The sequence below is a fragment of the Streptomyces sp. NPDC001443 genome, assembly GCF_053597355.1.
On the sequence record NZ_JBSFIA010000038.1, the window covers coordinates 53,891 to 66,157 of the forward strand.

The following is a 12,267-nucleotide window of genomic DNA, read 5'->3' on the forward strand; positions in this document are numbered from 1 at the left end:
GCCGTAGCCGAAGGGCGTCGGGCCGGACGGGCCGACGCCCTCGGTCATGCCGGATGTCATCCCACGGCGGGCACCCGCTCCCTCGCCGACGGGACCGGCGGCCGGACCCGGTAGGCCTCCGAGGAGACGTACGCGGTCACCCGTGGCGGTCTGCCCTGCTGATGGGCCAGCGCCAGGTAGGCGACGAGCCCCACGCCGTCCTCGGGATCTCGCGAGGTGACGGCGGACAGGGCCCGGCGCAGCGCGGTGGGGTCCATCCCCCGTCGGCGCAGCACGGTCGTCGCCCGCGCCAGGGCGTCCCGGTCGTGACGGACGTAGTCCCGCACCGGGATGTGCAGGGTGAACCCGGTGGGGGTACGGGCCGCCCGGTCGGTGAAGGCGTGGCAGGTCAGACCGGGCCGGCCCGCCCGCAGCGGACCGGCGCCGAGCGGGGCGGTGACGTCGGCGTATCCGGAGACGTCCTGGAAGAACTCCCGCACCGTCCCTCCGTCCGGCCCCGGACGCATCCGGGACAGGTCCGCCGCTCGTGCGGCCGTCAGGTGGTCGTGCCGGAGGTAGACCTTCGCCCGGGGCTCGTCCCAGTCCCCCAGGTCCAGGGCGAAGAAGGGGTATCCGTCGGCCTGCGGCAGGACGGCGAACGCCCGCCGGTGGCCGATCCGGCGCAGCGCCTCCCGTACCGTCTCGGCGGAACGGTTCCTCCCGGACGCCGCCGGATTCAGGTACACCTTCACCTTGGGCACCCCGCCGGGCCGCAGCTCCAGCGCGCACCACAGGGTGAACGGGCCGTGCGGGGACGACGGGAAGAACAGGTCCTCCAGGTCGTCCAGCCGGTCGGTGCCGAAGTTCCAGCGCCGTGCCATCGCGCGGACGATCCGCAGACCGGCCCGGCTGCCCTCCGCCGGATCCGTGGCGCCCGCGCCCGGTTCGAGCAGGACGCGCAGGGCGGGGGGCGCGCCCGGCAGGAAGGCGAGCGAGAACTCGACCGGGGTGTGGTCGTCCGAGAGGAAACTGTCGGAGGGCGGCGGGAGGCTGAGCGGCCGTTCGGCGACGGGCCCCAGCATCTCCAGGAGTATCCGCGCGTAGATCTCCGCGTCGGAGGCGCTGAGCCCCGCGACGTCGCACAGCCTTGCCAACTGGCCCGCGGTGAAGGCTCCGAGGCTCGGAGCGCCGGAGCCCTTCGGGGGACGGGTCACCGGACCTCCCCGCGAACACGAAGATACCCGCCGGCCGGGGCGGGTATCTCGGTGTGGTGCGCGGAGCGGGGCTCCGGTATGAGGGGATGGAGCAACGTGGTGGAGCGGTGAGCGGCATCAGTGGATACGTTCTCCACGACACCTCCTTCGACTCGTGACCGACACGTCATGCCGCGTTGCTCACTACCCGAGCGGTTCAAGCTTCATGCGATCCTGTGAAGTGCGCGGATGTCGCGTAAATCACCTTGTCAGCCAGGTCAGGAACGAGCTCCACATGCCCGACCGTTCGGGCTTGCGGCCCCGCTCCTCGACGGGTCCCCCGGCCGGCGCGGGTGCCTGCGCCGCGGCGGCCGCGCCCGGCCGGCGCACCGGCTGAGCGGGGGTGAAGCGGGCGGGCAGGGCGGCCAGCGCCCGGTGGAAGGGTCCCGGACGCCACGTCAGGCTGTCTGCGGGAACCGCGAGTTCGATGTCCGGGAGCTGGTTGAGCAGGTTCTCCACCGCCGACACGGTGATGTGCCGGGCGGGGTCCTTGGACGGGCAGGCGTGCGGGCCCGCGCTCCAGGCCAGATGGGCCCGGTTGCTGCCCGCCTGGCGCGCGGCCGACAGCGCCGGACCGGTGTTGGCCGCGGCGAAACTGACCATGATCAGATCACCCGCCCGCACCTGTTGTCCCGCGAACTCCATGTCGGACGCCGGGTAGTGCGGCGCGTAGTTCGACATGGGCGGGTTCTCCCACAGGGTGTCGTCGAGGGCCTCCTCGATCAGACCTCCCTTGAACGCGTACCGGTCGTCGGTGAGCACCCGGTGCAGGGTGTTGGCGATGAGGTTGCGCAGGGGTTCGGCGCCCGCGCCCAGGAGCAGGGCCAGCTGGTGGACCATCTCCTCGTCGGTGAGGGCGGCCGGGTGCTTCATCAGCCAGGAGGTGACGTCGTCACCGGGCCTGCTCCGCTTCAGTGCCACCAGTTCGCCCACCGCCTGGAACAGCACCCCGACGGCTTTCTCGGCGTTGACGCCGTCGAACATGCCGGAGATGCCGAACAGGACGCGGTCGCCGATGTCCGCGGGGCAGCCGAAGAGTTCGTTGAACACGAACAGCGGCAACTGCTTGGCGTAGTCGCCCAGAAGGTCGGCCGAACCACGGCCGACGAACTGGGAGATGAGGTAGTCGGAGATCCGCTCGGTGCTCTGGCCCAGCTTGCGCGAGTCGACCCGGGCCATGCTGTCCGTGACCGCCTGGCGCAGCCTCAGGTGCTCGGCGCCGTCGCTGAACATGCAGTTGGGGCGGTAGGCCAGCAGGGGCGCGACCGGGCTGTCCGGCGCGATCCTGCCTTCGTTGAAGTCGCGCCAGCGCCGGGCGTCCTTGCGGAACGAGCCGGAGTCCTGGAGCAGTTGCAGCGCCGTCGCGTAGTCCGTGACGAGCCTGGCCTCCACTCCGGGGGCGAGTTCCACGGGGGCGGTCGGACCGTAGTGGCGCAGGTAGTCGTAGTACGCCTGCGGATTGGCCGCGAACTCCGCTCCGTGCAGCGGCACTCGGCCGCCGGAGTTGTGCGCCGGGCACCCGGGCGGGGGCACCGGGGAAGGGGACTGGGAGTCCATCTCTTGCTCCTAGTGGGCACGTTCCTGCAAGTGGCGGACGAGGGTGATCAGCGCCTGGGCCGAGGACCGCTCGTCGCGCGCGTCGCAGGTGACGACGGGGGTGTCGTCGAGCAGGTCGAGCGCCTCGCGCAGCGCCTGCTCCTCGCGCAGCGGCGAGCCGTCGAAGCGGTTGACGGCGATGGCGTAGTCGAGTCCGTACTGCTCGATCAGGTCGATCACGGCGAACGAGTCCGCCAGCCGTTCGGGGTCGACCAGGACCAGCGCGCCCAGGGCACCGCGGGCCATGTCCTCCCACATCTGCACGAAGCGCTGCTGTCCGGGCGTGCCGAACAGGTACAGCACGACCTGGTCGCTGATGGTCAGGCGGCCGAAGTCCATGGCGACCGTCGTGGTGGTCTTGCCCTCCACGCCCTTGAGGTCGTCCACCCCCTCGGCGGCCCGGGTCATCGTCTCCTCGGTGGACAGCGGGGCGATCTCGGAGATCGCCCCGATGAACGTGGTCTTGCCCACCGCGAAGTGGCCGACGACCAGGATCTTCACCGCGGTCTGGGTCGCTCCGCCGCGGACGTAGTCCCGCTCATCCAAACTTGGCCCTGAGCCCATTCAGCACCTCCTCCAGGATCTGCCGGTCGGCGAGAGCGGCCCGCGCCACCGGGGGACGGGTGACGAGATGGCCGCTCTCGGTGAGGGAGGACAGCAGGATCTTCACCACGCCCAGCGGCAGCCTGGTGTGCCCGGCGATCTCCGCGACCGAGAGGTAGCCGGCCCCGCACAGGTCCAGCAGGTTCTGCTCCTCGGGCGACAGCCGGGTGGGGCGCCGCTGGTCGTCGTCGGCCGCCGTGACGAGGGTGATCAGCGAGAGCTGCTCCTCGTCGGGCAGACCGCGGCCCTTGGTGATGACGTACGGGCGTACTAACTCCGCGTTCCCCGAGTCCAGTTCGTCGCCGTAGCTCATGAGCGGGCGCCGAGGTTCTCGCGCGGCGGCGTGGTGAGCGCCTTGCCGAGCTGGCCGACGAGCTGCTGCATACGGAAGCTGATGTCCTGCATGTCGACGTCGGGAGAGGCGGACACCCCGAGGTAGGCGCCCTCGCCGGCGGAGATCAGGAAGACCCAGCCGCCGTCGAACTCCACGAGCGTCTGCCGCCACTGGAGCGTCTCGCCGTCACAGAAGAAGGCGAGCGACCGGCTGAGCGACTGCACACCGCTCATCGCGGCGGCGACCCGGTCGGCGTTGTCCCTCTCGAAGTCCTTCGTACGGGCCATCAGCAGCCCGTCGGCGGAGATCAGGACCGCGTGCAGGGCCCCGGGAATCTCCAGGGCGCTGTCGAGCATCCATGACAGGTCGTCATTCACGAGAACTCATGCCCTTCACTGTCAGCACCACGGGTGCTGCTCGTCTGTTCCGCGGGATCCGTCGGCGTCGCCCGGCCCGACTGCGTACCGCGCTGGAAGGCCCCCATGATCGCGGCGGTCTCCGCGCCGGAGCGCGACGGGGCGCGGGTGACGGACGCGCTGCCCGGCACGATGGCCATCGGCCGCTTGCGGCGGCGCTTCGGCAGTCCGTCGGAGGTCGAGGAGGCGGCCAGAGTGGGCTCGGGTCCGCCCGGCACGGCCTCGGCGGCCGTTTTGGGCGTCGCCCTGGGGGCGGCCGGCGCCTTGCGCTCGGGCATGCCGGTGAGCAGGTCGTGCGGCAGGAGGACCACCGCGCGGACGCCGCCGTAGGGGGACGAGGAGTCCACGGACACCTCGAAGCCGAAGCGCTCGGCCAGCACGCCGATCACGGCGAAGCCGAACTGGGGCGGATTGCCGAGTCCGGAGACGCCGGTGACCCGGTCGCTGGACAGCAGCCGCTCCGCCTTGGCGCGCTCCTCGTCGTTCATTCCGACACCGGCGTCGTCGACGACGATGCAGATACCCTTGGGCACGGTGCGGATATTGATTTCGACGACGGTGTCCGGGCTGGAATAGCTGGTCGCGTTGTCGAGGAGTTCGGCGAGCGCGAGTGCCACCGGTTCGACGGCCCGGCTGGTGATGCCGAAATCCACCTGTGACAGAATTTCGACGCGGCGGTAATGCCGGATTCGCCCCTGGGCGCTGCGCACCACGTCGTAGACGGAGGCGATGTCACGCTGCCGTCCGAGCCAGCCCTCGCACAGCACGGCGATGGACTGGGCGCGCCGGCCGAACTGCGAGTTGGTGTGGTCGATCTCGAGCAGATCCTGGAGAATGACCGACTCGCCGTACTTGTTCTGGAGCCGGGAGACCACCAGCTGCTGCTCGGCGGCGAGGCCCTGAAGTGTCCGCATGGCGGACTTCAGCACCGTCTTGGTGGCTTCCTCGGCCTGTTCCTGAGCCGCCTGGACGGATTGGGAGTATTGATTCTCCAGTTCGGAGTAATGGGCCCTCAGCCCGTCCATCTCCTGCCGTAAGGCATGAATTGCCCGACGCTGCCGAACAATCAAGGCAATTGCGACAAGGATGACGACGAGCAGAGCCCAGAGCACTGGGTTCTGTATGTATTCCGTCATAAGACTCTCTTCAGGCGACTGACGGCCGACTGCTGAAATCCCGTCCACGCGGGCGAGTCGGCGGACCGCCCGCATCGGGGTTTCCGCCCGGGCCGTCCCCGAAGCCGGGGATGCCGTCCTGCGCCCATCCGCCCGACCCGCAAGCGTGGTGATCGTATCACCGTGCGAACACATGACTGAACGTCAATATGTGCGATTGACGCCCGAATTGACGGTCGGTTACATGTCGACTTACCGAGAAACGTCCCCCCTTGGAGCGGGCGGCCACCACCGGCCGACTCGAACCGGGCGGACGGCACCCGATGGCACACATCTGGCCGAATTCCTCGAACTCCGTCGCAACGCCGCCCAGTCGGGCCGTCCTGACGTACGTTACGACCGGGGCGGGGAAATCCCTCCGGGGCATGTCGACGGCCAGCTGTTCGTACTGGAGTTCGACAGCGAGCCGGAGGTCGGCATCCGCACCCGCTGCACCATCCGCACATCGGCCGACGCGCCGCCGGTCCTCACGCCCGCTCCCGGAACGGGCCCGGAGGACCGCGGCCGACTGCTCGCGGCCGACAGCACCACGCGTCACCGACCCGCAACCGACGGAAACCGAAAGGCACGTCATGCCCATCCAGCACACCGACGCCCTGTTCTACACCGGCGTCGTCACCGCGGAGAGCGGCCGTGAGGGCCGTGTGTCATCCGACGACGGCAAGCTCGACGTCACCGTGAGCCAGCCCAAGGAGCTCGGCGGGGCCGGCCGCGGGACCAACCCCGAGCAGCTCTTCGCCGCCACCTACAGCGCCTGCTTCCACGCGTCCCTCGCCATCGTGGCCGACATCGAGAAGGTCGACATCACGGGCTCCAGCGTCACCGCCCGCGTCGCCATCGGCAAGAACGACGACGGGTTCGGCATCGTCGCCGACCTGACGGCGCACCTGCCCGGCATCGAGCCCGCCGTCGCGCAGAAGCTCCTGGACAAGGCGCACGAGATCTGTCCGTACTCCCGCATGACGCGGGAGGGCATCGAGGTGAGCCTCCAGATCGGCTGACCCGACGCAGACCGCACCACCAGGGCGGGCGGCGCGCGACCGATCCCGGCGCGCGCCGCCCGCCCCCGTGTCAGCCCGACGGACGCGCCGACCGCCAGGCTTCGGTCAGGGCGGCGAGGAAGTCCTCTTGGGCCTGGCGCTGGAACCAGGTGAACAGGATGGCCTGCCGTTGCCCGCCGATCTTCGTCTTCGGGGCGTTCGCCCAGTACTCCAGATGCGCCGGATCGGCGTCCGTCGCCAGGAAGACGTACCCGTTGACCAGTCGGGTCGGCGGCTCGGCCAGGGGCCGGACGAGGTCCGCGAGAACGACCACACAGCCTTTGGCGCCACCGATACGGGCAGTGAGCGCCCGCTTGATCTCGACCCGGTCGTCGTACAACGTCACCTTGGCGTTGAACCCCCTGTAGGTCCTTGCCTCCACGTCTTCTTCCCCGATCCGTGGCCGAAAGGGAACCGGTCCGCCGACGCTCGTCACCGGTTCACCGCGTTCCGGGCCGGCCTCGCCCGATCGCAGGCTCTCGGTCCGAGGCCGCCGGACCGGTCGTCACCGTGTCACGGCAGGCCTGGGCGGGATGCGTCGGGCCGATCGGTGCGCAGGGAGGGACACGCCCTGGTTCGAGGTGGTGCCGTCGTCGTCAGGCTGCTCGGTGTAGTCGGTGGCGGACGGCTTGTGGACTTCCACGACTTCCACCTTCACCACTCGGTGCGCCGGCTTCGTCAACTCCAGGCTGGACAGGTGCTTCTTGAGCTTCTTGGCCATGGGGAGGTAGGTCGCGAGGGTGAGTCCGCCGGAAACGACGGCGCCGACTATGGGAACGGCCTTCGAGACGCTCCTGGCGAAGGTCTGCTTCGTCATCTTGACGCCGAGGTAACCCGCGACCTTCTTCACCATGGGGTAGATGACACCCTTGGTGAGCGCCTTCTGAGGGAGCTTCTTGACGACCTGCTCCGACATCAACCCCGCGACCTTCCCCACGGCGGCGTTCGCCGATTGGGTGCCGAACATGACACCCAGGAAGAGCGTGAGCACCCCCATGGTCGCGTCATCGAGGTCATCGCCGTCGTCGGCGAACAGATCGGGCCAGCTGTAGAGGTAGGCGAGCTTCTGCGAGATTCGCAGCATGTGGCCGAAGTACTGTGCCACATCGGCGGGCACCGTGGCGGGAAGGAAGAGCAGGCCAGGTATTCCGGCAGCCGCGGAAAGAGCGCTCACCTTCGCGGTTTCGTAGTTGATGGATTCACCGGCCGCTTTGTCCAGGACTTCGAGAGGGATACCCGCTGCCGCCGGGGTCTCTTCGATCGCTACGCGGATCTCGTCCTCCGAGCAGTAGCGAGCCAGCGCCTTCCGGAGGTACGCCTCCCGGCGGATGCGCACGCCCGGAAGCTTCGCCGCGCTCAGCAGCACCATGGAGAAGCGCGACTCCGGGTCTTCCGTCTCTTTGCCTGTGGCCATGACAGGAACCTACCTGTTCGGGAGGAACTACCTGCCCGTATCAGGCTTTTGGGCCGTCGGTCGGAGCCGCTCACGCCGAGATCGAGACCGGACTGGGCGCCCACGTCCATCCGCGGTACCCCACCACGCCTCGCGGCCGCGTGGTCGTCAGCGAACTCCGGGCCGTGCAACGGGGGCCGCGGCGGATCTTCGCGGCGCACACCGCCGCACCTGGGTACGCCGGCCTCCCCGGCAGTCGGTGTCGTCGGCGAGCCGGAAAGGACCAGAAGTGCGGGAATGGACCTGGCCCTTCCTGGCTGCCGCTCCATGATGGGCCGTGGGACACCCGCCCCCGATAGGGCCGACCGTCCCTTCCCTGGCCCGCCGGTAGGGCCGAACGGCCCTTCTTCGCGCCGCCGATCACCCATCGCTTTACGAACCCATTGCGAGCCCAAAAGGTTCTACGGACTCCTCGCCTCCGTATGTCTGTGTGTGCGGGATCCGAAGAACCGGATCAGGAGACACGGTGCTCGTATCACGGAAGGCGGCGGGAACCCTCTTTGTGGGTGGTGCGCTCGGCATGACCCTCACTTCCCTCCTCTACCCCGCCATGCTCGGAGTCCAGAAGGTCAGCAACGCACCTGAACGGGTGGTCGCCACACCGGCGACCGGACCCCTGACGGAAGCCGACCGGGATTTCGTGGTCCAAGTGCGCTCGGCCGGACTGTGGGAGTACGCCGTCGGCCAGAAGGCGTCGAGGAAGGGGACGACGAAGGCGGTCCGGAGCGCCGGGAAGCATCTGGTCGACACGGATGCCTCGTTGGACGCCGCCTGCCGCAGTGTCGCCGAACAGCTGGGCATCACGCTGCCCAACCAGCCTTCGCCGCTGCAGCAGAACTTCGAGACCCGATTGGACGGGGAAAGCGGCAAGCAGTTCGACACCGACATGGCCACCACGGTGCGCGCGACGAACGGCCAGCTCCTCACCACGATCGCGAGTGTCCGCACCCTCACGAGGAACTCGCTGATCCGCACGCTTGCCGACCAGGCCGACGACACCGTCCTGGATCACATCACGGTCATGGAGAAGACCGGTCTGGTCGACTTCGGCCAGGCCCTCGCGCAGGAAACCACCTCGCCCGGCCTTCCGGCCCAGGACCTGACCCCACCGCCCGCGGTCGCGGGGCAGCCACAGGTCGTCCTCACTCCGTCGGCGAACAGCACGGCCTCGCCGAGTCCGACGGTGAGGTGAGGACCTGACCTGACGCCTCTCCGGACGGTGAGTCCACCGCCGTACCGGAGAGGCTCGCCGGGCACGCCCGGCCGCCGGACCGGCTGACAGGCTCCGGCCTGTGGAAAAGCGAAGCGGCAGACGAGTCGGGCTGTACGCCGGGTTCTGTCACCCGGTCGCCTCGCGGCGGCCGGGGAGACGGCCATCCATCTAGGGCCGACGTTGCCGCCGGCCTCGTGCGGTCTACCCGCGGACTCGGGCGGGCAGCCCTCGAACGTCCGCGCAGAAGCGCCTTTCATATCCCGAAAGGCGTTTCCTTTTGACCTTGCTCCGGGTGGGGTTTACCTAGCTGCCCAGGTCGCCCTGGGCACTGGTGGTCTCTTACACCACCGTTTCACCCTTACCGGGGACCGAGGTCCCCGGCGGTCTGTTCTCTGTGGCACTGTCCCGCGGGTCACCCCGGGTGGCCGTTAGCCATCACCCTGCCCTGTGGAGCCCGGACGTTCCTCGGGAAGCCCCTAAGGGGACTCCACGCGGCCGTCCGCCCGGCTCGTCTGCCGTGTGGACCATGCTACCGGGCGCCGGTCCCTCTTCGGTCCCGCCGCCGTCGCCAGCACCGAGCCCGCCAGGATCAGCAGGAAGGCGGCCAGGACTCCGGCCGTGAGGCGCTCGTCCAGGAAGGCCGCGCCCGCCGCCACCGCGACCGCCGGGTTGACGTAGGTGATGACCGTCGACCGGGTCGGGCCGACCTCCCTGATCAGTTCCAGGAAGGCGACGAAGGCCACGGCCGTGCAGATCACGCCCAGGCCGGCCAGGGCGGCCAGGACCTCGGCCGAGGGCATCGCGGCGGGCCGGCCGGCCACGGCGGCGGGGGCGTAGACCAGGGCGGTCAGGGTCAGGCAGGGGGTGATGAGCTGGAGGGTGGGGATGTCCTTCAGACGGCGGGCGGCTATCAGGGGGGCGGTGGCGTAGCCGATCACCGTGAGCAGCACCTCGACGAGGGAGCGGGCGTCGCCGCCCGTCAGGTGCGGGACGGTGAGCACGCCGACGCCGGCCAGACCGAGGACGAGACCGGCGATCCGGCGTACGCCCAGGACCTCCGCGTCGCCGAAGAAGCGGGCCGCCAGGACGCCGACGATCGGGACGCCCGCGATCAGCAGTCCGGCGGTGGAGCTCGACAGGTGCCGTTCGGCGTCCGTCAGCGTGAACCAGGGGCCCATGATCTCGATGCACGCGAAGGCCAGCATGGGCGCCCAGTTCGCCCGGACGGTACGGATCAGACCGCCCTGCCGGATCGCGAAGGGCAGCAGGAGCAGCGCGCCGAGCGCACAGCGCGCGAACACCACGGTGGCCGGGGACAGGTCCTCCACCGCCACCTTGATCAACAGATAGGGGATGCCCCAGACCACTCCCATCAGGGAGAACAGGAACCAGCCGCGTGCAGTCATGCGCCGAGTGTCGGCCCGGTCAGCACCGACTGTCTTGAACGCTGTTGCGGTACGCCGCCGGAGTGACCCCCAGCACCCGGCGGAACCACCGGGTGAGGTGCGCCTGGTCGGCGAAGCCGACGAGCGGGGCGACCTCGGCCGGGCGCAGCCCGGACTCCAGCAGGCCGCGGGCGCGGGCCACCCGGTACTGGGCGAGCCAGGCGTACGGCGGCACCCCCATCGCCGTACGGAAGGCCCGTAGGAGCTGGTAGCGGGACAGGCCCAGGGCGGCGGCGAGGTCGGCGAGGGAGGGCGGGGCGAGGAGTTCGTCGGCCAGGCGGTCGCGCACGAGGTGCGCGACCTGCGCGGCGCCGGGGACGGTGTCGTCGGCCGCGCGGGCGGTGGAGTGGCGCCGGGCCAGGGCGGTGAGCAGCCAGGGCAGCCGGGACTCGGTCTCCAGCGGGTCGGGGCAGGTGCTGAGCTCGGTGTGGGCCAGGCGCAGGGCCGCGGCCAGTTCGGGGTCGTCGAGGACGGGGTCGCGGAAGTGCGGCAGACCGGTGCCGAGGACGCCGTCGGTGAGCAGGGGCGGCAGCGCGTACAGGGCCCGGTAGGCGTAGCCGTCGGTGCTGTTGGCGGGGCCGCCGGTGTGCATCTCGCCCGGGGCCAGGACGACGATCGCGCCCGGTCCGTTGCGGATGTGGCCGCCGCGGTAGTCGATGATCTCGGAGCCGCCGACGCAGACGCCGACGGTGAACTCCTCGTGCGCGTGCGGGGCGTAGACGTGCTTGTCGAAGGAGGCGGTCAGGAGGTCCAGGGCCGGCCCGCCGCGGCCCAGTCGCGTCCGTGTCCACAGCGCTTCCTCGGCCACCCGGCACCCCCTTCTTCCGTCCTGCGGCACCCCCATGGCTGCCCACACCTGTCCCCCGGCGATCCCTCGACCGCCCTGCGGATGGTGCAACGTCCGCGCGGGGCGGATCCATGCCGGTCCAGGAGCACGGTTTCGGGGCCGTCGAGGGGGGTGCGGTTCGGCGGCGCCGGGCGTGGCGTCGCGGCGCGCCCGGTGTCAGCCGTCCCGGAGGCCCGCGACCGCTCGCTCCAGCGCGTCGAAGGCGGCGTCCACCCGGGCCCGGTGGTCGTCGGCGAGGTCGGCCGCGCGCTCGCCCGCGAGCAATCGGGTCGCGGAGGCGAGGTAGACCGTCCGGTAGGCGGCGACGGTCAGGGCCGCGACGAGGCGGGGGTCGGCCAGTTCCGGGGCGGTCTCGGCCAGCGCCGCCGCCAGCGCCTGCTCCACCTCCTCCACGCCTTCCCGGGCCCGGGCGCGCAGCGCGGGCGAGTCCACGACGATCCGCCAGAAGGCGGGGTACCGGTCGCCGACGGCGGACAGCGGGTGGTGCCGGTCGAGGAGGGCCAGCACCAGGCGGCGCAGCGCGGCAAGGGGGCTCTCGCCGGGGCCGCGTCGTCGTACGGCCTCGGCGAACATCTCCACGGCCTCGGGGATGCGGTCGAGGAAGAGGTCCTCCTTGCGCGGGAAGTGGTTGAAGACGGTCATGGCGGAGACGTCGGCGGCGCGGGCGATCTCGGCGACGGTCACCTGGTCGAAGCCGCGCTCCACGAAGAGCGCGGTGGCGAGGTCCGAGATCCGCTGCCGGGTGGCCCGCTTCTTGCGCTCGCGCAGGGACGGCTCGGCCCCGCCGCGCGCGCCCTCGTTCTCTTCCACAGGCTCAGGCTCAGTCGTCACACGAAGAGTGTAGCGAATACAAAGTTTTAGTGACTACAGTGAAGGGGTGAACGAGGCACGGACACACTTACGCGGCCGGGAG

At 70.3% G+C, this 12,267-nt stretch carries 12 protein-coding genes, 1 other RNA gene and 1 pseudogene; 2 read left to right on the plus strand and 12 right to left on the minus strand.

Translation table 11 applies throughout. From position 1 onward, the window contains the following. Positions 1–56: 56 nt before the first annotated feature. The 6 genes from ACWC24_RS31845 to ACWC24_RS31870 all read right to left on the minus strand — a co-directional run bounded on the left by ACWC24_RS31845 (position 57) and on the right by ACWC24_RS31870 (position 5,317). The gene (locus tag ACWC24_RS31845) at positions 57–1,193 is read right to left on the minus strand and encodes a tryptophan dimethylallyltransferase family protein (RefSeq protein ID WP_450666364.1); all 1,137 of its coding nucleotides are present in this window, start codon (positions 1,191–1,193) and stop codon (positions 57–59) included. A gap of 240 nt (positions 1,194–1,433) precedes the next feature. Beyond that, a complete protein-coding gene (locus ACWC24_RS31850) occupies positions 1,434–2,789 on the minus strand; it encodes a cytochrome P450 (RefSeq protein ID WP_450666365.1) in 1,356 nt (451 codons plus the stop codon). 9 nt (positions 2,790–2,798) lie between these two features. Continuing rightward, positions 2,799–3,392: a GTP-binding protein gene (locus ACWC24_RS31855; protein WP_450666366.1), complete on the minus strand. Its 594-nt coding sequence runs from the start codon at positions 3,390–3,392 to the stop codon at positions 2,799–2,801. Further along, entirely contained in the window at positions 3,367–3,744 is a 378-nt protein-coding gene (locus tag ACWC24_RS31860; protein ID WP_450666367.1) for a DUF742 domain-containing protein, read from the minus strand. Before ACWC24_RS31860 ends, ACWC24_RS31855 begins: the two co-directional genes overlap by 26 nt. Further along, complete coding sequence (locus tag ACWC24_RS31865) at positions 3,741–4,142, minus strand: roadblock/LC7 domain-containing protein (protein ID WP_162468613.1); 402 nt, start codon at positions 4,140–4,142, stop codon at positions 3,741–3,743. The genes ACWC24_RS31860 and ACWC24_RS31865 overlap by 4 nt, the downstream gene beginning before the upstream one ends. Beyond that, positions 4,139–5,317, minus strand: a complete 1,179-nt coding sequence (locus ACWC24_RS31870) for an ATP-binding protein (protein ID WP_450666368.1) — start codon at positions 5,315–5,317, stop codon at positions 4,139–4,141. Before ACWC24_RS31870 ends, ACWC24_RS31865 begins: the two co-directional genes overlap by 4 nt. 611 nt (positions 5,318–5,928) lie before the next feature. Between ACWC24_RS31870 and ACWC24_RS31875 the strand changes: the two genes are divergently transcribed. Next, entirely contained in the window at positions 5,929–6,357 is a 429-nt protein-coding gene (locus tag ACWC24_RS31875; RefSeq protein WP_450666369.1) for an organic hydroperoxide resistance protein, read from the plus strand. Between the two features lie 70 nt (positions 6,358–6,427). On the opposite strand, the gene ACWC24_RS31880 is transcribed toward ACWC24_RS31875, so the two are convergent. Further along, the gene (locus ACWC24_RS31880; RefSeq protein WP_450666370.1) at positions 6,428–6,778 is read right to left on the minus strand and encodes a hypothetical protein; all 351 of its coding nucleotides are present in this window, start codon (positions 6,776–6,778) and stop codon (positions 6,428–6,430) included. A gap of 123 nt (positions 6,779–6,901) precedes the next feature. Further along, entirely contained in the window at positions 6,902–7,810 is a 909-nt protein-coding gene (locus tag ACWC24_RS31885; protein WP_450666371.1) for a hypothetical protein, read from the minus strand. 559 nt (positions 7,811–8,369) lie between these two features. Here ACWC24_RS31885 and ACWC24_RS31890 point away from each other — a divergent pair. After that, positions 8,370–9,041, plus strand: a complete 672-nt coding sequence (locus ACWC24_RS31890; RefSeq protein WP_450666372.1) for a DUF4142 domain-containing protein — start codon at positions 8,370–8,372, stop codon at positions 9,039–9,041. A gap of 117 nt (positions 9,042–9,158) precedes the next feature. Here the strand turns inward: ACWC24_RS31890 and rnpB are convergent. The 4 genes and pseudogenes from rnpB to ACWC24_RS31910 form a co-directional block, all read right to left on the minus strand. Next, positions 9,159–9,573: RNase P RNA component class A (gene rnpB, locus ACWC24_RS31895), an RNA gene on the minus strand. 115 nt (positions 9,574–9,688) lie between these two features. After that, a pseudogene (locus ACWC24_RS31900) lies at positions 9,689–10,468 on the minus strand (DMT family transporter); the annotation flags it as partial. Positions 10,469–10,487: 19 nt separating this feature from the next. After that, positions 10,488–11,351, minus strand: a complete 864-nt coding sequence (locus ACWC24_RS31905; RefSeq protein WP_450666373.1) for an AraC family transcriptional regulator — start codon at positions 11,349–11,351, stop codon at positions 10,488–10,490. Between the two features lie 159 nt (positions 11,352–11,510). After that, a complete protein-coding gene (locus tag ACWC24_RS31910) occupies positions 11,511–12,185 on the minus strand; it encodes a TetR/AcrR family transcriptional regulator (RefSeq protein WP_450666374.1) in 675 nt (224 codons plus the stop codon). Positions 12,186–12,267: the final 82 nt, after the last annotated feature.

Coding starts and splice junctions, on each gene's coding strand:
- ACWC24_RS31905 (WP_450666373.1), bottom strand. CDS start 11,351: ATGGGGGTGCCGCAGGACGGAAGAAGGGGGTGCCGGGTGGCCGAGGAA.
- ACWC24_RS31850 (WP_450666365.1), bottom strand. CDS start 2,789: ATGGACTCCCAGTCCCCTTCCCCGGTGCCCCCGCCCGGGTGCCCGGCG.
- ACWC24_RS31885 (WP_450666371.1), bottom strand. CDS start 7,810: ATGGCCACAGGCAAAGAGACGGAAGACCCGGAGTCGCGCTTCTCCATG.
- ACWC24_RS31875 (WP_450666369.1), top strand. CDS start 5,929: ATGCCCATCCAGCACACCGACGCCCTGTTCTACACCGGCGTCGTCACC.
- ACWC24_RS31870 (WP_450666368.1), bottom strand. CDS start 5,317: ATGACGGAATACATACAGAACCCAGTGCTCTGGGCTCTGCTCGTCGTC.
- ACWC24_RS31890 (WP_450666372.1), top strand. CDS start 8,370: ATGACCCTCACTTCCCTCCTCTACCCCGCCATGCTCGGAGTCCAGAAG.
- ACWC24_RS31860 (WP_450666367.1), bottom strand. CDS start 3,744: ATGAGCTACGGCGACGAACTGGACTCGGGGAACGCGGAGTTAGTACGC.
- ACWC24_RS31855 (WP_450666366.1), bottom strand. CDS start 3,392: ATGGGCTCAGGGCCAAGTTTGGATGAGCGGGACTACGTCCGCGGCGGA.